General features: G+C 66.0%; 18 protein-coding genes. 4 read left to right on the forward strand and 14 right to left on the reverse strand.

The features are described 5' to 3' along the window. Nucleotides 1-44: 44 nt before the first annotated feature. The 9 genes from VL129_RS10840 to lptM form a co-directional block, all read right to left on the reverse strand. Nucleotides 45-863, reverse strand: a complete 819-nt coding sequence (locus tag VL129_RS10840) for a flagellin N-terminal helical domain-containing protein (RefSeq protein WP_325412829.1) — start codon at nucleotides 861-863, stop codon at nucleotides 45-47. A gap of 248 nt (nucleotides 864-1,111) precedes the next feature. Then, entirely contained in the window at nucleotides 1,112-2,008 is an 897-nt protein-coding gene (locus tag VL129_RS10845) for a M23 family metallopeptidase (RefSeq protein ID WP_325412830.1), read from the reverse strand. A gap of 207 nt (nucleotides 2,009-2,215) precedes the next feature. Continuing rightward, complete coding sequence (locus VL129_RS10850) at nucleotides 2,216-3,160, reverse strand: response regulator (protein WP_325412831.1); 945 nt, start codon at nucleotides 3,158-3,160, stop codon at nucleotides 2,216-2,218. Between the two features lie 156 nt (nucleotides 3,161-3,316). Further along, nucleotides 3,317-4,018: an HAD family hydrolase gene (locus VL129_RS10855; protein WP_325412832.1), complete on the reverse strand. Its 702-nt coding sequence runs from the start codon at nucleotides 4,016-4,018 to the stop codon at nucleotides 3,317-3,319. Next, on the reverse strand, nucleotides 4,015-4,914 hold the full coding sequence (gene xerC, locus VL129_RS10860; protein WP_325412833.1) for a tyrosine recombinase XerC: 900 nt from the start codon (nucleotides 4,912-4,914) through the stop codon (nucleotides 4,015-4,017). The genes VL129_RS10855 and xerC overlap by 4 nt, the downstream gene beginning before the upstream one ends. Nucleotides 4,915-4,987: 73 nt before the next feature. Continuing rightward, complete coding sequence (locus VL129_RS10865; RefSeq protein ID WP_325412834.1) at nucleotides 4,988-5,674, reverse strand: DUF484 family protein; 687 nt, start codon at nucleotides 5,672-5,674, stop codon at nucleotides 4,988-4,990. Next, on the reverse strand, nucleotides 5,671-6,501 hold the full coding sequence (dapF, locus tag VL129_RS10870) for a diaminopimelate epimerase (protein WP_325412835.1): 831 nt from the start codon (nucleotides 6,499-6,501) through the stop codon (nucleotides 5,671-5,673). The genes VL129_RS10865 and dapF overlap by 4 nt, the downstream gene beginning before the upstream one ends. A 9-nt stretch (nucleotides 6,502-6,510) precedes the next feature. Beyond that, entirely contained in the window at nucleotides 6,511-7,758 is a 1,248-nt protein-coding gene (gene lysA / locus VL129_RS10875) for a diaminopimelate decarboxylase (protein ID WP_325412836.1), read from the reverse strand. Between the two features lie 44 nt (nucleotides 7,759-7,802). Beyond that, on the reverse strand, nucleotides 7,803-7,937 hold the full coding sequence (lptM, locus tag VL129_RS10880) for an LPS translocon maturation chaperone LptM (RefSeq protein WP_027589647.1): 135 nt from the start codon (nucleotides 7,935-7,937) through the stop codon (nucleotides 7,803-7,805). 132 nt (nucleotides 7,938-8,069) lie between these two features. On the opposite strand from lptM, the gene cyaY reads away from it, so the two are divergent. Both cyaY and rnk read left to right on the forward strand, forming a co-directional pair. Continuing rightward, nucleotides 8,070-8,402, forward strand: coding sequence for an iron donor protein CyaY (cyaY, locus tag VL129_RS10885; RefSeq protein WP_325412837.1), 333 nt, complete (start codon nucleotides 8,070-8,072; stop codon nucleotides 8,400-8,402). Nucleotides 8,403-8,603: 201 nt separating this feature from the next. Beyond that, nucleotides 8,604-9,011, forward strand: coding sequence for a nucleoside diphosphate kinase regulator (gene rnk, locus VL129_RS10890; protein ID WP_325412838.1), 408 nt, complete (start codon nucleotides 8,604-8,606; stop codon nucleotides 9,009-9,011). A 161-nt stretch (nucleotides 9,012-9,172) separates the two neighbouring features. Here rnk and trhP read toward each other — a convergent pair whose 3' ends face one another. Further along, on the reverse strand, nucleotides 9,173-10,531 hold the full coding sequence (trhP, locus tag VL129_RS10895; RefSeq protein WP_325412839.1) for a prephenate-dependent tRNA uridine(34) hydroxylase TrhP: 1,359 nt from the start codon (nucleotides 10,529-10,531) through the stop codon (nucleotides 9,173-9,175). A 253-nt stretch (nucleotides 10,532-10,784) separates the two neighbouring features. On the opposite strand from trhP, the gene VL129_RS10900 reads away from it, so the two are divergent. Continuing rightward, complete coding sequence (locus VL129_RS10900; protein ID WP_325412840.1) at nucleotides 10,785-12,017, forward strand: MFS transporter; 1,233 nt, start codon at nucleotides 10,785-10,787, stop codon at nucleotides 12,015-12,017. A 337-nt stretch (nucleotides 12,018-12,354) separates the two neighbouring features. Here the strand turns inward: VL129_RS10900 and VL129_RS10905 are convergent, their stop codons facing one another. After that, nucleotides 12,355-12,960: a class I SAM-dependent DNA methyltransferase gene (locus tag VL129_RS10905; RefSeq protein WP_325412841.1), complete on the reverse strand. Its 606-nt coding sequence runs from the start codon at nucleotides 12,958-12,960 to the stop codon at nucleotides 12,355-12,357. Next, a complete protein-coding gene (rep, locus tag VL129_RS10910; protein ID WP_325412842.1) occupies nucleotides 12,957-14,966 on the reverse strand; it encodes a DNA helicase Rep in 2,010 nt (669 codons plus the stop codon). Before rep ends, VL129_RS10905 begins: the two co-directional genes overlap by 4 nt. A gap of 140 nt (nucleotides 14,967-15,106) precedes the next feature. Here rep and VL129_RS10915 point away from each other — a divergent pair, with 140 nt between their 5' ends. Then, nucleotides 15,107-15,472 (forward strand): PilZ domain-containing protein, encoded by a 366-nt coding sequence (locus tag VL129_RS10915; RefSeq protein WP_325412843.1) that lies wholly within the window; start codon nucleotides 15,107-15,109, stop codon nucleotides 15,470-15,472. A 20-nt stretch (nucleotides 15,473-15,492) separates the two neighbouring features. Here the strand turns inward: VL129_RS10915 and VL129_RS10920 are convergent, their stop codons facing one another. Further along, a complete protein-coding gene (locus VL129_RS10920) occupies nucleotides 15,493-17,325 on the reverse strand; it encodes a hypothetical protein (protein WP_325412844.1) in 1,833 nt (610 codons plus the stop codon). Between the two features lie 63 nt (nucleotides 17,326-17,388). Next, nucleotides 17,389-19,200: a hypothetical protein gene (locus VL129_RS10925; RefSeq protein WP_325412845.1), complete on the reverse strand. Its 1,812-nt coding sequence runs from the start codon at nucleotides 19,198-19,200 to the stop codon at nucleotides 17,389-17,391. Nucleotides 19,201-19,265 lie beyond the last annotated feature (65 nt).

Here is a 19,265-nt window from a genome sequence, read left to right on the forward strand (position 1 = left end):
TGCAGAAATCGGATCCTCTTTCGAGGGTCCGAACCGCGTATTGCTTAGCCCAGCAGGGACAGGGCCAGACCGCCCAGTTGGCTGGTCTGCTTCAGCATGGCGACGCTGGACTGCATCAGCATGTTGTTCTTGGTCATCTTGGTCGACTCGGCAGCGAAGTCGGTGTCCATGATGCGGCCCATGGCGGTGTTGGTGTTGTCGGCCATGTTGGCCAGGTTGTTGATGGTGTGGTTCAGACGGTTGATGTAGGCACCCATCTCGCCACGGGCGCTACCAACGGCGGTCAGCAGGGTATCCAGCTCGTCGATGGTGGCGGCAGCAGCAGCCTGGTCGGACACGTCACCGGTCGCGACGGTCACGTCGGTGATGCCGGTGAACGCAACGGTGATGTTCTCGGCAGAGGCGGCGCCGATTTGCAGGGTCAGGGTGCCGGTCAGCTTGTCGGTGAACAGGTTGTTGCCCGCGCCGTAGCTGGTGTTGTCGACGATGTTCTGCAGCTCGGCGTTCAGAGCGCCGAACTCGGCGTTCAGAGCGTTGTACTCGCTGGTGCTGTTGATGCTGTTGGCGCCCTGGATGGCCAGGTCCTTCATGCGCAGCACGATGTTGGTGAATTCGTTCAGGCCGCCTTCGGCGGTCTGCAGGAAGGAGATACCGTCCTGGGCGTTGCGCTGGGCGACCATCTGGCCGCGGCCCTGGGCGTTCAGGCGGGTGGCGATCTGCAGGCCGGCGGCGTCGTCGGCAGCGCTGTTCACGCGGTAGCCGGTACCCAGACGCTGCTGGTTGGTGCCCAGCGCGTTGTTGGTCTTGCCCATGTTGGTCTGGGTGAGCAGAGCGGCGTAGTTGGTATGAATCGAGATGGCCATGTTGGGCCTCCTTCAGAGAAATCTGTCTTTGGAAAGCTGGCTTCGATTGCCCGCTAAACCTTCAAGGCGACGCTTTCGTCAGGGGGCTTAAATGTTTTTTGAAAATAATTGCAGATGGCCAGCAGAGCGGACTGCGCCTGTTCCTGTAGGGCCGGCTTTACGCCGCACTGCGGAGCCAAGGCCTGCGCCACGGTATCGCCCCCTACCCCGTCGGCCGGGATAAACCCGGCCCTACAGGTTTGCGGCATCTACTCCCCACCCATCGCGAAATTCGGCAGCCGGTCCACTGGCTGGCTGAAGGCGAAGGGTATGGATTCCAGCGCCATGCCGACGTTGCGCTGGATGACGAAATGCAGGTGCGGGCCGGTGCTGTTGCCGGTGTTGCCGGAACGGGCGATAGGCTGGCCCTGGGCGACGCGCTGGCCCTCGCGTACGCGCACGGAGCCCTGTTGCAGGTGCAGGTAGACGCCCATGGTGCCGTCGTCGTGGAGGATGCGCACGTAGTTGCCGGAGGGGTTGCCGCCCCGGCCGCTCTGCTGGTTTTCCAGGCTGACCACCACGCCGGCGCGGGCGGTGAGGATCGGTGTGCCGATGGGCATGGCGATATCCACCGCATGGCGTCCCTTGGCGGTGAAATGGCTGTAGCGGCCGTTCGGCCCCTGGCTGAGGCGGAACGGGCCGCCCAGCCAGGGCAGCGGGTAACGGCTCTGGGTCGGCAGCAGGCGCGGATCGCCCAGCACGTGGCGCAGGCGCGGGGTATAGCTCAGCGGGCGGATGGGATCACGGGGCGCGAGGGTGACCAGGCGGATGTGGCTGCGTGGCGGCAGGATCCAGCGGATCGGCTGATCCGGCGCGCCGATGGCGTTGTCGACGTCCTCGAGGCTCAGCTCGATCTGCACCGGCGCATACAGTTCGTTATGTACCCGCAGGGTTTCGCCGGCGGCGTGGCGACTGATGTCCAGATGCACCCGTGCTTCGAGCTTTTCCTCGACGTCGTCGTTGAGCCGCAGCACGGCCGCGCCGGGGATGGCGCGGTCACTGTAGGTGACCACGCCGGCGGCATCGGTGTACTTGTACACCGTCAGGTTGCTGGCCTGGGCGGTGGTGCCCAGCAGGGCGGCGATGACGAACAGGCGAAGCGGCATGGCGTCAGGTGGATGCGAGGGATCGAGTCGAGAGACTAGCGAGGCCGGTGTCCGGTTGCGACTGCCAGGGCGTCAGGGTGTGAAAGGCTCGGCTTTACGGAGCGCCGGTGTTATACGAAAAGCTCGCGGACAAGTCCGCTCCCACAGGTGCGCGCCGGCCGCGCTTCGTGGGAGCGGACTTGTCCGCGAGCCCTTTGGGCGGGCGCCTCAGCCGCCGGGCACGAAGTGCCGCTGGGCGGTGCCGCGGGCGATCTGTCGGGACAGGTATTCGAGCTTCTGCGGGTCGCTGTCGACGAAACGCACAATCAGCTGCAGCCACTCGCTGGTCGGCTTGGGCTCGGCGGCGGCGATGGCGTGCACATAGCCGTTGAGCCGGGCGACATCGCTGTCTTCGCCATGCTGAAGGTCCAGTACGGCGCTTTCCAGCACCTGGGGAATCAGTCCGGCGCGGTTGATCAGCAGCGAGGCATCCTTGAGGCTGAGCGCCTTGATCAGGCAGGGCAGCGTACCGCTGGACAGGCGCAATTGCCCGCGCGAGCGGCCGTTGGCGGATTTGGCGGGCTCGGCAGCCTTGGGCGCCGGTTTCGGCCGGGGTTCGGGCTCGGCTGGAGTCGCGGCAGCCGGGGCTTCAGCGGCCGGCTCCGGGCTGGCGACGGGAGGAGTCGGGGTGGCCGGAGCAGCGGGTCGACCGGCGGTGAGGGCGCTCAGGGAGTCGTTGACCAGGGTGCTGGTGAAGCCGGGCACGGCCTGGGATTGCAGGTCATCGAGGCGGCCTGTGCTTTGCAGGGCCTTCTTGACCTTGGACAGGAGCTGTTCGCTGGTGAAGGGCTTGCCGATGTAATCGCTGACGCCGGCCTGCACCGCCTGCACGACATTGCTCTTGTCGCCGCGGCTGGTGACCATGATGAATGGTGTTTTCTTCAGGCCTTCTTCACTGCGGCACCAGTTGAGCAGGTCCAGGCCGGACATTTCCGGCATTTCCCAGTCGCAGAGGATCAGGTCGACGCTGTTGCGGCTCAGGAACTGCTGGGCCTTGCGGCCATTGGCGGCTTCTTCGACGCGGATTCCCGGGAAATGGACGCGCAGGCCCTTCTTCACCAGATCGCGGATGAACGCTGCATCATCCACTATGAGAACACTGACTTTACTCATCGGCCCTTCCTTCAACTCATGGGGCAAGCATAGCGCCGTCTAATAGCCAAACGCCATGACTCTAGACGGAAGGCTGCATTGCGCTGTGCACGAAAGGAGAGCGCCCCGCTGGTTTCAGCGTATCGGCAGCGCCCGGGCGCGCTTTAGGTGGGACGGTCAGTGGCCCGACCAGCGTGCCAGGAGTGCCGGCAACTGGTCGAGGCGATGGATCTGCGCATCCGGCTCGATGGCGTCGGACCAGGCGCAACGGCGCGGGTTGTACCAGACGGCGCGCAGGCCGGCGGCGCGGGCGCCCTGGATGTCGTCGCGCGGGTGATCGCCGACATGCACCGCCTGGCTGGCCTCGACCCCGGCGCGGCGCAACGCTTCGCGAAACGGCAGCGGATCGGGCTTGCCGACACCCAGCTCCTCGGCGCACAGGGCGAACTGGAAATAATCGGCCAGGCCGAGCCGGCGCACGTCGGCATTGCCGTTAGTCAGCACCGCCAGCCGATAACGGTTGGCCAGCACCTCCAGGGTCGGCTGTACGTCAGGGAACAGGCTGACCCGATGCCGGGCGGCCAGGAACACCTGGAAGGCCTGCTCGGCCAGTTCGCCGGCTTCCTCGTCCTCATAGCCCGCGTTGCGCAGGGCGCGCAGCAGCACCCGCCGGCGCAGCTCGCTGATGCGGTGCCTGAGCGCTGGCTCGGCTTCCACCAGCGCGGCGCGGATGTGCCACAGCTGCTCGACGTCCGCTGCGCCGATGCGCGGCGCATGGGTGACCAGCCATTCGCGCAGCGCGGCTTCGGCGTTTTCCAGCACCGGCGCGACCTCCCAGAGGGTGTCGTCGAGATCGAAGGTGATCAGCTCAATGCTCATGGCTCGTCGCTTCTACGGCGCTTGGCGCGGGGATGACTGCTGTCGTAGACCTTGGCCAGGTGCTGGAAGTCCAGGTGGGTGTAGATCTGTGTCGTGCCGATATCGGCGTGGCCGAGCAGTTCCTGCACGGCGCGCAGGTCCTGGGAGGATTCCAGCAGGTGGCTGGCGAAGCTGTGGCGCAGCATGTGCGGATGCAGGTGCTGGCCGAGCGCCTGGACACCGGCCTGGCGTACCTGCTGGCGTACGGTGCGCGGGTGAATGCGCGCGCCGCGCACGCCGACGAACAGCGCGGCATCCTGCGGCTCCAGGTGCGGCCGCTCGCGCAACCACAGACGCAGCGCCTCGCGGGCCTGCCGGCCGACGGGCAGCAGGCGGGTCTTGCCGCCCTTGCCGGTGACGCGCACCAGGCCGGCGTCCAGATCGAGATCGGGCAGGTCCAGGCCGACCAGTTCGCCCAGGCGCAGGCCGGAGGAATACAGGAGTTCCAGCATGGCGTGGTCGCGGCGGGCGATGGCGTCGTTGTCCACGGACGCGTCCAGCAGCTGCATGGCACGATCGGTATCCAGGACGCGCGGCAGGCGACGCTCGCCCTTGGGCGGCGACAGGCCGACGGCCGGATCGTGACGGCAACGGCCCTCGCGCAGCAGATGCCGGTACAGGCCGCGCACCGCCGACAACAGCCGCGCCAGGCTGCGCCCGGATAGGCCCTGCTCGTGCAGTTCGGCCAGCAGCAGGCGCAACTGTTGCGGTGTCAGCGAGGACCAGTCGGCGATGCCCCGTTGCTCGCACCAGGCCAGCACCTTGCCAAGGTCACGGCGGTAGCCGTCCAGCGTGTGCGGCGACAGCTGGCGCTCGCTGCGCAGCTGTTCAAGGTAGGTATCGAGGTCGGCTTGCATGGGTGGCACCTGTGGGAGCGGACTTGTCCGCGCGGCAAAAAGCTCGCGGACAAGTCCGCTCCCACGGTTCGGGTCAGCGCACCTGGCGCAGCGGCGAGGCGCAGCGCGGCAGCACGCGGGCCAGCACCTCGGCGATGTAACCGAGGAACAGGGTGCCCAGCGAGCTCTTGTAGTGCTGCGGGTCGGGACTGCCGATGGCCAGCACGCCGAGCTGGCCCTGGTTGCCGAGGCCGATGACTGCGGCGGAGCCGATCTGCTCGCTGTCCTCGCCGAACAGGAATTTCAGCTCGGTCGGGCGCAGCGCGCCACTGATGGCGCGGCCGGCGCTGAGCAGGCCGCCGATGGCCTGCTGCGCTTCGCCCAGCGGCATGATCCGGCCGACATCGCAGGGCGTGTCGCGAAACAGCACCAGGCTGACGAACGGCACCTGGAAGTCGTGGCGCAGGCTGTCTTCCACGGCGCTGACCAGATCCTCGAGGCTGCCGGCATCCAGCAGGGCGAGTACCAGGCGCTTGCTCTTGTCGAACAGGCGGTCGTTGTCGCGCGCCACATCCATCAGCTGGTTGAGCCGCTGTCGCAGCTCGATGTTGCGCTCACGCAGCAACTTGACCTGGCGCTCGACCAGCGAAACCGCCTGGCCCGGTTGATGGGGAATGCGCAGCTCGGGGATCAGCTCCTCGAAGTCGACGAAGAACTCCGGATGCTGGCGCAGGTACTCGGCCACGGCCTCGGCATCGAGGGTGAGGGGCTGTTCGGTCATAGGCGGATCTGTCCTTCGTACACGCGCATGGCGGGACCGGTCATGATCACCGGGCGGCCGGGGCCGGCCCATTCGATGCTCAGACGCCCGCCAGGCAGTTCGAGTTGCACGGGCGACTCCATCCAACCCTGGCGAATGGCGGCCACGGCGGCGGCGCAGGCCCCCGTGCCGCAGGCCTGGGTTTCGCCAGCGCCGCGCTCCCAGACGCGCAGGCGCGCCTGATGCCGGTCGATGATCTGCAGGAAGCCGACGTTCACCCGCTGCGGGAAGCGCGGATGGTGCTCCAGCTTTGGCCCCAGCTCGTGCACGGGGGCGGTATCCACATTGTCGACGCGCAGCACGGCATGCGGGTTGCCCATGGAAACCGCCGCCAGCTCCACGTCGCGTCCGTCGACCTCGACGCGGTAGCTCAGCGCCTCGGCCTCGGCCTGGAAGGGAATCTGCGCCGGCGCCAGGCGAGGGGCGCCCATGTCGACACTGATCTGGCCATCGGAACGCACGCGCAGCTCGATGACTCCGCTCTTGGTTTCCACGCGGATGCGCCGCTTGCTGGTCAGGCGCTTGTCGAGCACGAAACGGGCGAAGCAGCGCGCGCCGTTGCCGCACTGCTCCACCTCCGAGCCGTCGGCGTTGAAGATCCGGTAGCGGAAATCCACGTCCGGGTCGTTGGGCGGCTCGACGATCAGCAACTGATCGAAGCCGATGCCGGTATGCCGGTCGCCCCACGCCTTGGCGTGCTTGGGCTGGATATGCGCGTGCTGGCTGACCAGGTCGAGGACCATGAAGTCGTTGCCCAGGCCATGCATCTTGGTGAAGCGCAGCAGCATGCGATGACCTCAGTTGGGCAGCAGGCTTTCGCCGGCGAACAGCTCGGTCAGGGTTTCACGGCGGCGCACTTCATGGACCTGTTCGCCATCCACCAGCACCTCGGCGGCGCGGCCGCGGGTGTTGTAGTTCGAACTCATCACGAAACCGTAGGCACCAGCGGAGCGCACGGCCAGCAGGTCGCCTTCGGCCAGGGCCAGCTCGCGGTCCTTGCCGAGGAAGTCGCCGGTCTCGCAGATCGGTCCGACGATGTCCCAGGGTTGCGGCTGCGCGTCACGCTTTTCGACCGGTACGATGTCCATCCAGGCCTGGTACAGGGCCGGACGGATCAGGTCGTTCATCGCCGCGTCGATGATGGCGAAGTTCTTGTGGTCGGTGCGCTTGAGGAATTCCACGCGGGTCAGCAGCACGCCGGCGTTGGCGACGATGGAGCGGCCCGGCTCGAAGACCAGGGCCAGGTCGCGGCCGGCGATGCGCTCGCGCACCGCGGCGATGTAGTCTCCGGCCAGCGGCGGCTGCTCGTCGCGATACTGGACGCCCAGGCCACCGCCCAGGTCCAGGTGGCGAATGCGGATGCCGCGTTCGGCCAGGCGGTCGATCAGCACCAGCAGGCGATCCAGCGCATCCAGGAACGGCGACAGGCTGGTCAGCTGGGAGCCGATGTGGCAGTCCACGCCGATGATTTCCAGGTTCGGCAGCTCGGCGGCGCGAGCGTAGACGGCCTCGGCCTTGGCGATGTCGATGCCGAACTTGTTTTCCTTGAGACCGGTGGAAATGTACGGGTGGGTGCCGGCGTCGACGTCCGGATTCACACGCAGGGAGATCGGCGCGCGCTTGCCCAGGCTGGCGGCCACGTCCTGCAGGCGTTCGAGTTCTTCGGCGGATTCGACGTTGAAGCAGTGCACGCCTACGTCCAGGGCGCGGCGCATATCCTCGCGGCTCTTGCCGACCCCGGAGAACACGATTTTGCCCGGCTCGCCGCCGGCGGCCAGCACGCGCTCCAGTTCACCGCGCGAGACGATATCGAAGCCGGCGCCCAGGCGCGCCAGTACGTTCAGCACGCCCAGGTTGGAGTTGGCCTTGACGGCGAAGCACACCAGATGCGCCATTCCGACCAGCGCATCGGCGTAGGCGCGATACTGGGCCTCGATGTGGGCGCGGGAATAGACATAGGTGGGGGTGCCGAAGCGCTCGGCGATGGCGGGCAGAGCCACGCCTTCCGCGAACAGTACGTTGTCGCGGTAGTTGAAGGGTTGCATGCAGCCTCCTGGGCTGACCGGGCCCGCGTGCCGGGCTCCGGGCTCTAGAATTCGAACCGGTCCTTGCTGTGCCCGGCGTTTGGCTCGTCCGGGTGGTACAGAGGACCCTTCTGACCGCAGCCACTGAGACCCACGCTGAACACGAAGAGCACCAGGAGCGATGGCAACAGGCGCTTCATGGCGGAAATCCTTGTAAAGGCGGTGATTGCGCCGGAGTATACCGGCCCCCTGTTGGCTTGCCTATGCGCCGCGCCGGGACTTGCCGGCGAGTCGGGCACCGGCCATCCTTGCGCGCATTTGAGGAGAGTGCCATGACGCTGAGTGAAGCCCGTTTCCACGATCTGGTCGACCATCTGCAGCAGGATGTCGAGGATGTGTTCGATGACAGTGGCCTGGACGTCGACCTGGAAAACAGCAACGGCGTGCTCACCGTGCGCTTCGAGAACGGCAGCCAGCTGATCCTCAGTCGCCAGGAACCGCTGCGTCAGCTCTGGGTGGCGGCCCGTTCCGGCGGTTTCCATTTCGACTACGACCAGATCAGCGAGCGCTGGATCTGCGATACCAGCGGCGAGCGGCTGGGCGAGCTGCTCGGCCGCGTGGTTCAGGAGCAGGCGGGCGAGGCGCTGGCCTTCGAGGCCCTGTAACCCGGTCCCCTTGCTTATTTGTCCGGCTATGGTAGGTTCAGTCCGGTACGCAAACCCCGCCTTCCAGGCTGTGTGACACTGCGCATACGACGCATCGGCCCCTCCGGCCTCACTTCGCTTGCTCGTTCACACAGCCGCTTCGGCGGGGTTTTTGCTTTTCCGTATTCAGCGAACGAACAACCAAGGAGTCAGCAGCAGGCCATGAGCAGCGCACCCTCGATCACCGTCACCCGCCTCGATATGCAGCGTCTGGAAAAGCTGCTGGACAGTCTGGAGGAATACACCCCGGCCGCCGAGGCGTTGGAGGCGGAGCTGTCGCGCGCCACGGTGGTCGGTCACGATGAGGTGCCGGCGGGGGTGGTGACCATGAATTCCCGCGTGCATTGCCGCGAGGAGAGCACCGGCAAGGACTATCACCTGACCCTGGTCTATCCGCAGAACGCCGGTAAGGAAGGCACCGTCTCGGTGCTGGCGCCGGTGGGCACCGCACTGCTCGGCCTGACCACCGGTCAGAAGATCGAGTGGCCGGCGCCGGGCGGCAAGACCCTGACGCTGACGCTGCTGGAAGTCGAATACCAGCCGGAAGCGGCGGGCGACTACCAGCTGTAAGTCTCTCCCGCAGGGCCGATCGGCGCTGGCTGCTGGTGTGGGAGCGGATTCATCCGCGAGTCTTTGTTGCAGGCCGACACCCAAAGCTCGCGAATGAATTCGCTCCTACGGTGGCCCTGCTGGCGGCCAGAACAAGCGCTGACCGCCCGGCCCCCGCGTAATCAGCCGCGCGTGCTGCCGCCCTGCAGGTCGCGCATCAGCAGGGCGTATTGCAGGTCGACGCTCTCCGGCACAGGCAGGTACAGGGTGTGGCCATCGCCCGGCGCCACGTCGCGGCGCTCGCCGGTGGCCGTCTCCAGCGCTTCGAGGTGGAAGTTCAGGTTGCCCTGCGGGGTCATCAGTTCCAGTCGGTCGCCGAGGGCGAAACGGTTCTTCACCTTGACCTCGGCCAGCCCATTCCTGCGCTCGCCGGTCAGTTCACCGACGAACTGCTGGCGCTCGGACAGCGAGAAGCCGCGCTCATAGTTCTGGTATTCGTCATGCACGTGACGGCGCAGGAAGCCTTCCGTGTAGCCGCGGTGGGCCAGTGATTCCAGGGTATCCATCAGCGACTTGTCGAACGGCCGGCCGGCGACCGCGTCGTCGATGGCCTGGCGGTACACCTGGGCGGTGCGCGCCACGTAGTAGTGGCTCTTGGTGCGGCCCTCGATCTTCAGCGAGTGCACGCCCATCTTCACCAGGCGTTCGATGTGCTGCACGGCGCGCAGGTCCTTGGAGTTCATGATGTAGGTGCCATGCTCGTCCTCGGTGGCCTCCATGAACTCGCCGGGGCGGGTCACGTCTTCGAGCAGGAACACCTCGTCGGTCGGCGCGCCGACCCCCAGGGTCGCATTGGCCGGCTGCACGGCGATCGGCTCGTACTGATGCACCACCTCGCCCAGCTCGTTTTCCTTGGCTTCGTGGGTCTTGTACTCCCAGCGGCAGGCGTTGGTGCAGCTGCCCTGGTTGGGGTCGCGCTTGTTGATGTAGCCGGACAGCAGGCAACGGCCCGAATAGGCCATGCACAGCGCGCCATGTACGAACACCTCCAGCTCCATGCCGGGCACTTGCTCGCGGATCTCGCCGATTTCCTCCAGCGACAGCTCGCGGGACAGGATGGCGCGGGTCAGCCCCTGGCGCCGCCAGAACTCGACGCTGGCCCAGTTCACCGCGTTGGCCTGCACCGACAGGTGCACATGCATGTGCGGGAAGTGCTCGCGCACCAGCATGATCAGCCCCGGGTCGGACATGATCAGCGCGTCTGGCCCCATGGCCACCACCGGCTCCAGGTCCTTGATGAAGGTCTTCAGCTTGGCGTTGTGCGGCGCGATGTTGACCACCACGTAGAACTGCTTGCCCTGCGCGTGGGCCTCGGCGATGCCCAGCGCCAGGTTGGCGTGATCGAACTCGTTGTTGCGTACCCGCAGGCTGTAGCGCGGCTGACCCGCATACACCGCATCGGCGCCGTAGGCGAAGGCGTAGCGCATGGACTTGAGCGTCCCGGCGGGGGACAGCAGCTCGGGGCGGAAGGGCTGGGACATCGGGCGACGGCTCGGGTGAACGTGGAGGGCGGGCATTTTACCCGCTTTTCCGAGTGGCGTGCCGGGGCATTCGGTCGGCGGTCGGTGCCCGGTTGGTCCTTGCGTAGCCGGGATTCACCTGTGCAGCCTGAGATTACCTGTAGGGCCGGGTTTATCCCGGCCAGCGGAGGCGAGGTTCCCTCCTCCCTGCCCGCCATTCCGACCGATGGCGTTTGCCGGTATGTTCGGCATCCTTTCACCCGATGCCGCGCCCATGTCCCCGCTCCGCTATCCCCTGCCTTCGACCCTGACGCTGCTGGCCGCGCTGTATGTCGCCCAAGGCCTGCCCTCCGGTCTGATGGCCCACGCCCTGCCGGTGCTGCTGCGCCAGCACGGCGTCGATCTGGCGCTGATCGGCCTGCTCAAGCTGCTGGCGCTGCCCTGGTTGCTCAAGGTGCTGTGGGCGCCGTGGGTCGACCGTCTGGGCGGCTCGCCGCTCGGCCATCGGCGCGGCTGGATCCTGCCGCTGCAGGCCGGGGTGGCACTGTTGCTGATCGCGCTGGCCTGGCTGCCCCAGGCGCAGCTGTTCGGCCCCGGGTTGCCGCTGCTGCTCGGCCTGCTGCTGTTGATCAACCTGGCGGCGGCCACCCAGGACGTGGCGACTGATGGGCTGACCGTGCGCCTGTTGCCCGAGCGCTGGCGCGGCCTGGGCAACAGCCTGCAGGTGGGCGGTTACAAGGCCGGCATGCTGGCCGGCGGCAGCGGCCTGCTGCTGGTGGCCGATGACCTGGGCTGGCGATGGACGCTGCTCGGTCTGGGTCTGCTGGTGCTGCTGCTGTTGATTCCGCTGCTGCGCTTCCCCGAACGTCGCGTACTGCCGTTCCACGCCGCGCTTGCCGAGCCGGCGGGTGTGACCCTGCCCTGGCGGCACTACCGGGGCCTGCTGGCGCTGCCGGGCATGGGGCTGTGGCTGCTGGTTCTGTTGAGTTTCAAGCTCGGCGATGCGCTGGGCTCGCCGATGATCAAGCCGATGCTGGTCGACCAGGGCTGGGGCGCGGCGGCACTCGGACAGCTCACCCTGGTCAGCAGCCTGGTGGGGATTGGCGGGGCGCTGGTGGGCGGCTGGCTGTACGCGCGCCTCGGCGTGCTGCGCGCCTTGCTGCTCGGCGGTGTTTTGCAGGCTGTCGGCATTACCGGCATGGCGCTGCTGGTCGGGCGGGCCGAGGTGGCGCCGGTGTACGCCGTGGCGCTGTTCGAGCAGTTCGCCGATGGCCTGTCCACCGTGGTGCTGTTCGCCGCGATGATGCGTCAGTGCCGCCCGGAGCACGAGGGCGCCGATTTCACCCTGCAGGCCTCGGTGCAGCTGCTGCTCGGCGGCATCGTGGGCGCGTTCAGTGGCGTGCTGGCCAAACTGCTTGGCTATCCAGGGCTGTTTCTGCTGGCGGGTGGGCTGGGGGTGGCGGCGCTGGGCGTGGTGCTGGCGGCCAGGGCGACGCTTCGCCGGTAGGGCGGTCAGTGTATTTTCTGGCCGCGGCGGGTCGCCGGGTGGGTTCGTGGTGGACAAGGAAAACGTTATCTACCCTGCCTGACAGGACACTGAACCCTTGTGGGGCCGGCCTTACGCCGGCCTTGGCCGGGATAAACCCGGCCCTGCAGGGTATTTGCCGGGGGCGCGCAGAGAACCTGGTGGGGCTGGCTTTATGCCGGCCGACAGGGCCTCGGCGGGGCACCGAGGGCCGGCTGGCGCCCGGCTTTTGGTGGGGGCGGCTTTAGCCGCGATGCTTTTTCGTGCCGGCCGACGCCAGAAGCTCGCGACTGAAGTCTCCTACAGGGTTCGTGCGCTTTCAGGCCTTGCGCCACACGCTGGCCAGCCAGGGTTGCTGGTCGCGGGGCAGGCCGGCGGGGCGGTAGTAGTGCTCCAGTTCCGCGAAGCCGGCTTCCCTCAGCAGCGTGCGCCAGTGGGGCCAGTCGTGCCACACGCCGTAGCGCTCGCCCTGCCAGCCTTCCTCGTTGTGCCCGCGCGGGTTGGAGCTGAACAGCACGCCGCCAGGTTTCAGGCTGTCGCGCAATTGGCCCAGCACCCGAGGCAGTTCGGCGCCGGGGATGTGGAACAGCGCGGCGTTGGCGAAGATGCCATCGAAGCGCTCGGCGGGCAGATCGAGGGCCAGGAAGTCCTGCAGCCAGACCTCGCAGCCGCTGGCCTGGCGCGCCATGCCCACGAACGCGGCGCAGCCGTCCAGGCCCACCGGCGCATGGCCGAGCGCCTTGAAGGCGCACAGGTCGCGGCCCGGGCCGCAGCCGAAGTCGAGGATCGCCAGGCCCGGCCGCGCCGGCAGGTGGCGCAGCAGCGCCTGGATGTTCTGGCTGACATCGTGCTCGCGGGTGCCGGCCTCGAAGGCTTTGGCGTTGCGCTGGTAATGGGCGAGGGTGCGCTGGCTGGCGTCGTTCATCGCTTCAGCATGGCACGGATACCGGCCAGCGCGTCGTTGCCGCGCGCCGCCTTCACTTCCTGCGGCGCCTCCTCCAGGCCTTCCCACTCCAGGTCGTCCTGGGGCAGTTCGTCGAGGAAGCGGCTGGGCAGGCAGTCGATGATTTCGCCGTACTGCTTGCGCTTGGCGGCGAAGGTCATCGCCAGGTTCTGCCGGGCGCGGGTGATGCCCACGTAGGCCAGGCGGCGCTCTTCCTCGATGGTGTCGGCCTCGATGCTCGAGCGGTGCGGCAGCAGCTCCTCCTCCATGCCCATGATGAACACGTAGGGGAATTCCAGGCCCTTGGAGGCATGCAGCGTCATCATCTGCACGCCATCGGCGCCCTCTTCCTCTTCCTGCTGGCGCTCCAGCATGTCGCGCAGCACCAGCTTGCCGATGGCTTCCTCGATGGTCATCTCGCCGTCCTCGTCCTTTTCCAGCGTGTTCTTCAACGCGTCGATCAGGAACCAGACGTTGCCCATGCGGTAGTCGGCGGCCTTGTCGCTGGAGCTGTTGCCACGGATCCAGCCTTCGTAATCGATGTCCATGACCATGCTGCGCAGCGCCTGGATCGGGTCGTCCTCGGCGCACTGCTGGCGCAGCGTGTCCATGTAGCGCTTGAAGCGGCTCAGCCGCTCCGTGTAGCGGCTGTCCAGTCGTTCGCCCAGGCCGATCTCCTCGCAGGCGGCATACATGGAGATGCCCCGCTCGGTGGCGTAGTTGCCGAGTTTCTCCAGCGTGGTCGAGCCGATCTCGCGGCGCGGCACGTTGATCACCCGCAGGAAGGCGTTGTCGTCGTCCGGGTTGACCAGCAGGCGGAAGTAACTCATCAGGTCCTTCACCTCCTGACGGGCGAAGAAGCTGGTGCCGCCGGACAGCCGGTAGGGAATCTGGTGGTGCTGCAGCTTGAGCTCCATCAGCTTGGCCTGGAAGTTGCCGCGATAGAGGATGGCGAACTCGTTGTACGGGCGCTGGGTGCGCAGGTGCAGGGTGAAGATTTCCAGGGCGATGCGCTCGGCCTCGGCGTCCTCGTTCTTGCAGCGGATCACGCGAATCGGGTCGCCGTGGCCCATCTCCGACCACAGTTGCTTCTGGAACACGTGCGGGTTGTTGGCGATCAGCACGTTGGCACACTTGAGGATGCGACTGGTGGAGCGGTAGTTCTGCTCGAGCATTACCACCTGCAGCGAGGGAAAGTCCTCCTTGAGCTGCATGAGGTTTTCCGGTCGCGCACCGCGCCAGGCGTAGATCGACTGGTCGTCGTCGCCCACCACAGTGAAGTGCGCACGCTCCTGCACCAGCAGCTTGACCAGCAGGTACTGGCTGGCGTTGGTGTCCTGGTATTCGTCCACCAGCATGTAGCGCACGCGATTGCGCCATTTCTCCAGGACCTCGGGATGGTCCTGGAACAGCTTCACGGGCAGCAGGATCAGGTCGTCGAAGTCCACCGCGTTGTACGCCTTGAGCGTGCGCTGGTAGTGCATGTAGACGATGGCGGCGGTCTGCTCGCGCGGGTTGCGGGCGGTGGCCAGCGCCTCCTCGGGCAGGATCAGGTCGTTCTTCCAGGCGCCGATGTAGTTCTTGATCTCGTCGACACCGTCGTCGCCGGAATACTCCTTCTGCATGATGTCGCCGAGCAGCGCCTTGATGTCGCCCTCGTCGAAGATCGAGAAGCCCGGCTTGTAGCCGAGCTTGGCGTATTCCTTGCGAATGATGTTCAGACCCAGGTTGTGGAAGGTCGACACCGTCAGGCCCTTGCCCTCGCCGGGCTTGAGCAGGGTGGCGACGCGCGCCTTCATCTCGCGGGCGGCCTTGTTGGTGAAGGTCACCGCCACGATGTTCTGGGCGCGGATGCCGCATTGCTGAATCAGGTAGGCGATCTTGCGGGTGATCACGCTGGTCTTGCCGGAGCCGGCGCCGGCCAGCACCAGCATCGGCCCGCCGATGTAGTGCACCGCTTCCTGCTGGCGGGGGTTGAGTCGTGACATGGGTCGCGCCCTGGAACCGAAAGCCGGCGATTCTAACAGGGGTGGGCAGAGACGGATTGGTCCGGGCGGCGGAACGGCTTAGACTAGCGGCCAGGGCGTAATGCCATTATGGTTTTCTCTGGATCAAGACGAGCCGAAGAATGCGTAAGTTCAGCCGTTTCCCGTTTATCAAGGGCCTGCGTATCGATGTGATCGACAACGCCCGTAATCTGCCGCTGGGCTTCGCCGCCGATGTCTCGCTGGGAGGGTTGCGCCTCATCGGTGAAGAATCCTTCAAGGTCGGCGACGAATACGAGATTCGCCTTGAGGTGCCGAAGAGCGACCTGACGCTGGAGCAGCAGATCGTTCTCAAGGTGGTCTGCCAGTGGACCCGCAAGAATTTCCGCAAGGGCTTCGAACAGGGCCTGCGGGTGACCGAGCCGTCGCGGGCTTTCGAGAATCTGGTCAACACCCTCAGCCACAGCCTGGGGCTGTCTGAAACCAGCCTGCCGAAGCGGCGCGTCTGAGCGCCGCCGGTCGGCTGGCGCTATTGCTTGCCTAGCTGCGCCGCCAGCGTATCCTCGATGACGAAACGCAGGTGGGGCATTTCCCCTGCCAGCCGGCCCAGGAATGCCTGGATGCGGGCATCGGCGGGCATGTCGCCCAACACGCCCAGTATGCGTTGCTGGACCAGGCTTTCCTGCGTGGGGAAGGCATGCAGGAGCGCATCGAGGCTGTCCGGGTAGAAGGCCGCCAGTATATTGCCTGCCTGAATAGTGGAGTCGCCGGGATCCAGATCTCCCAGCATCTGGATCATGAGCGCAATCGTCTGCTCGTTGGCTGTACCGTGCAGGGCCAGGAAACGGATCAGATTCTTCTTCATTTCGGAGTATCGATAGGCACGGGCCTGAAAAGGCAGCAGCGTCTGTTGCAATCTGCGAACGATGTTCGCCTGCTGGCTGCTTGCCCGTGCGCCATAGGCCAGCAGCAGGACGCTTGCATCGTATGCTTTTTCATTGTCGCGCAGCTGGCGCGCGCATTCGGCGGGGGCACAGGCCGTCGCACCGGGCAGCCGATAGCGAACGGACAGCTCGTCGCGGGTCAGGGCGTCGACGTACTGATAGGTCTTCAGCGTATGGGCAAACAGGGCGCGGTGCCGATCGACGACCTGTTCCACCAGGCGCGCTTGTTCTTCGGTTTTGGTGCGTGCGTCCAGTGCCAGAAGCAAGTGGTAGATCTGTTGCGGCGCCGGCACGAGGTCCGCTCCGTCCTTGTGCACTCGCGTCAGGAGCCGTTCGACAGCCTTCCAGTAGGGAGCGTCCAGGTCCAGAGGTCTGGTGCGCACCTCCTCGATGGCATCGCGGAGCACCCATTCGGGCCTGCTGATCGTGAGGTGTTCCCGTACCAGCAATTCGGCGGCCAGCAGGGGCTGTTTCTGCCGGGTGATCCGGTACAGCTCGTGGGCCAGCTCACCCCGTGACATGGGCGGCGTGGCAATCTTTCCGGCATCGGCCAGGCCAAGCAGCTGTTCGATCTGCTCCGTCAGCCTCTCGATGGATTGCTGGTGGCCAGGCGCGGGGTGGGCACTGTCCCGTTGGGATTCAGTGTGGCCGGCAAGGTCCCAGAGGCTGCTCTTCAGGTTGTTCGGCGTGATTCGCGCCAGGCCGTCGACGATCTGCTGCCACTCTCCGGCGGAAAGCTCGCTCTCGCGAAACGCAGCGTTGATTGCCATGGGCAGCAGCAGTTCGGTTTCCTCGGGCCTGACGCTCTTTGCCTGAGCGAACAGGTAATCCCGGTAGCCCGGCAGCGGTTCCTGACCACTGATCAGCGCCGGGGCCAGGTCGTACTGCCAGCGATGGCAGTCGTAATCGAAGGGGACGGAGAGGGACAGGGCCAGCGTTTCCGCAGTGCGTTGTGCGCCGGGAAGCTTCTTGCGCAGGGCCTGGTACTCGGCGGCCTTGGTGGTACACGGGTCGGCGCTGGCGCCCTTGTGCAGCACCTGCAGTTGCTTGCCCAGGCCTTCGGGGTCGATCTCGATCTCCGCCTTGAGGATGAACCGCTCCCCGTCCCACTGCTCTTCCAGAATCCGCGTACGGGTCAGTGCCTGGGCGAAGGACTGGATATTGGTCTGCACGGTGCGGGAAAAGGCCTCGCCGTCCAGACGTTCCGCACTGTCCAGCGATGACTGCACCTGCACGCCGACTTCTTCGATGACCAGCGCCTGCAGCTGCTGCAGCGCGGCCTTGCGCGCACTGACCTTGGAGTCGTTCTCGCTGGCCCGGTAGGTGTAGTCGCGGACCATGGTCACCGGCGCCGCCTGGGCAGAGAGGCTGGTGGTCAGCGTGAGGGCGAGGCCGCACAGAAAGAAGCGAAGCGACATTAGCAATTCCTATAGCGAAAGATCCGTTTCGAAGTGGCGGCTGTCCCGGTGCGAGCGCAGTCTTCAGGGTTGCTGCGCGAGCTGTGCCGCCAGGGCATCCTCGATGAAATAACGCACCGTCTGATCCTGTGGTTCGAGTGCTTTGAGGAATGTCTGTATGCGTGGATCTGCCGGCATATCAGCCAGCACCCTGACCAGATGGGCCTGCATGCGCGGTGTTTGGGGCTGGTGGATGCCCTGCAGCACCGCGTCCAGACTGGCCGGATAGTGGCTGACGAGGATCCTGTGCGCCTCGCGGGTGGGCTCCCCTTCGTAATCGCCCATTGCGCGGACCAGCAGGGCCAGGGTCGGGTCGTCGATCGTGGGAAACAGGCCCAACAGGCGTATCAGGTTAACGGTCATTTCATACTGTTGAGGGAATCGGTTCGACGCCAGGAGCCGTTCCAGCTTCCGCAGGACTTCCTGCCGTGTTTCGTTCGCTCGGGGGCCATAGGCCAGCAGCAGCTCGCTGGCCTCGAGCGCGTGCTTGCCGAACAGCTGGCGCGCGCAATCGGCGGGTTGGCAGGCCGGTGAATCCGGCAGTTGGTAGCGAATGAACAGCAGATCCCTGTCCTTGCTGGCGGCGCGCTTGTTCAACGCATGGGACAACAGGTCGCGATGTCGGTGGGCGACCAGGTCGACCAATCGCTTTTCCTCTGCGGTCTCGGTGTGATGCTGATCCAGGGTCAACAGCAGACGGCTGACTTGCCCGGACGGAAGCTGCCTGTCCGCATCGAAGCGCGTCAGCAGCCGATCGAGTGCTTTCCAGTAAACATCTTCCAGGCTCAACGGCTTGGCGCCGAGAAACGCAGTGACGGCCTCCTTGAGCGCCAGTTCCGGGTTGCCGATGGTGAGGTATTCCTGCTCCAGCAGCTGGGCGGCCAGCCTGGGTTGTCTGAACAAGATGACGTGGTACAGATCGCTGGCCACCTCGCTCCGCGACATGGGCGGTGTGCCAATTTTTCCAGCAGCGGCCTGCTGAAGGAGCTGCTGTATCTGTTCCGCCAATTGCTCAACGGATTGATGCCGGGTCGCGGTGGCATTTTCTCGCTCCGGCTGGGTGCCCCCGGATAGCTCGGAAAAGGCGCGGCGCACGCGGAGCGGACGAAGCCGGCCCAGCCCGTCGATAATCTGCTGCCACTCGGTTGCCGAAAGATCGTCCTCGCGCAAGGCCAGATCGATGACCATGGGCAGCAGCAGCTCGGCTTCCTCGGGTCTGACGCTTTTCGCCTGGGCGAACAGGTAGTCCCGGTACCCCGGCAGCGGCACTTTTTCATGGAACAGGAGCGGGGCCAGGTCGTACTGCCAGCGATGGCAGTCGTAATCGAAGGGAACGGAGAGGGACAGGGCTAGCAGTTCCGCAGTGCGCTGCGCGCCGGGAAGCTTCTTGCCCAGGGTCTGGTATTCGGCCGCCTTGGCGGCGCATGGGTCGGCGCTGGTGCCCTTCTGCAGCACCTGCAGTTGCCTGCCCAGGCCGTCGGGGTCGACCTCGATCTCCGCCTTGACGAAGAAGTGTTCGCCGTCCCACTGCTCTTCCAGGATTCGCGTGCGGGTCAGCGCCTGGGCGAAGGACTGGATGTTGGTCTGCACGGTGCGGGAAAACGCCTCGCCGTCCAGGCGTTCCGAGCTGTCCAGCGATGACTGCACCTGCACGCCCACCTCTTCGATGACCAGCGCCTGCAGCTGCTGCAGCGCAGCCTTGCGCGCACTGACCTTCGAGTCGTTCTCGCTGGCCCGGTAGGTGTAGTCGCGCACCATGGTCAGCGGGGCCGCCTGGGCGGAGAGGGTGGTGATCAGGGTGAGGGCGAGGCTGTACAAAAAACGGCGAACGAGCATGTAGGTAGTCATTCCAATTGACGGCCCCGCCATGTTTCCTGGCGGTGGGGCATGGTTCGACGGGA

Origin of the sequence: Pseudomonas sp., from assembly GCF_035497915.1 — a bacterium.
Classification (GTDB): Bacteria; Pseudomonadota; Gammaproteobacteria; order Pseudomonadales; family Pseudomonadaceae; genus Serpens.

Coding starts and splice junctions, on each gene's coding strand:
- VL129_RS10840 (WP_325412829.1), bottom strand. CDS start 863: ATGGCCATCTCGATTCATACCAACTACGCCGCTCTGCTCACCCAGACC.
- VL129_RS10845 (WP_325412830.1), bottom strand. CDS start 2,008: ATGCCGCTTCGCCTGTTCGTCATCGCCGCCCTGCTGGGCACCACCGCC.
- VL129_RS10850 (WP_325412831.1), bottom strand. CDS start 3,160: ATGAGTAAAGTCAGTGTTCTCATAGTGGATGATGCAGCGTTCATCCGC.
- VL129_RS10855 (WP_325412832.1), bottom strand. CDS start 4,018: ATGAGCATTGAGCTGATCACCTTCGATCTCGACGACACCCTCTGGGAG.
- xerC (WP_325412833.1), bottom strand. CDS start 4,914: ATGCAAGCCGACCTCGATACCTACCTTGAACAGCTGCGCAGCGAGCGC.
- VL129_RS10865 (WP_325412834.1), bottom strand. CDS start 5,674: ATGACCGAACAGCCCCTCACCCTCGATGCCGAGGCCGTGGCCGAGTAC.
- dapF (WP_325412835.1), bottom strand. CDS start 6,501: ATGCTGCTGCGCTTCACCAAGATGCATGGCCTGGGCAACGACTTCATG.
- lysA (WP_325412836.1), bottom strand. CDS start 7,758: ATGCAACCCTTCAACTACCGCGACAACGTACTGTTCGCGGAAGGCGTG.
- lptM (WP_027589647.1), bottom strand. CDS start 7,937: ATGAAGCGCCTGTTGCCATCGCTCCTGGTGCTCTTCGTGTTCAGCGTG.
- cyaY (WP_325412837.1), top strand. CDS start 8,070: ATGACGCTGAGTGAAGCCCGTTTCCACGATCTGGTCGACCATCTGCAG.
- rnk (WP_325412838.1), top strand. CDS start 8,604: ATGAGCAGCGCACCCTCGATCACCGTCACCCGCCTCGATATGCAGCGT.
- trhP (WP_325412839.1), bottom strand. CDS start 10,531: ATGTCCCAGCCCTTCCGCCCCGAGCTGCTGTCCCCCGCCGGGACGCTC.
- VL129_RS10900 (WP_325412840.1), top strand. CDS start 10,785: ATGTCCCCGCTCCGCTATCCCCTGCCTTCGACCCTGACGCTGCTGGCC.
- VL129_RS10905 (WP_325412841.1), bottom strand. CDS start 12,960: ATGAACGACGCCAGCCAGCGCACCCTCGCCCATTACCAGCGCAACGCC.
- rep (WP_325412842.1), bottom strand. CDS start 14,966: ATGTCACGACTCAACCCCCGCCAGCAGGAAGCGGTGCACTACATCGGC.
- VL129_RS10915 (WP_325412843.1), top strand. CDS start 15,107: ATGCGTAAGTTCAGCCGTTTCCCGTTTATCAAGGGCCTGCGTATCGAT.
- VL129_RS10920 (WP_325412844.1), bottom strand. CDS start 17,325: ATGTCGCTTCGCTTCTTTCTGTGCGGCCTCGCCCTCACGCTGACCACC.
- VL129_RS10925 (WP_325412845.1), bottom strand. CDS start 19,200: ATGCTCGTTCGCCGTTTTTTGTACAGCCTCGCCCTCACCCTGATCACC.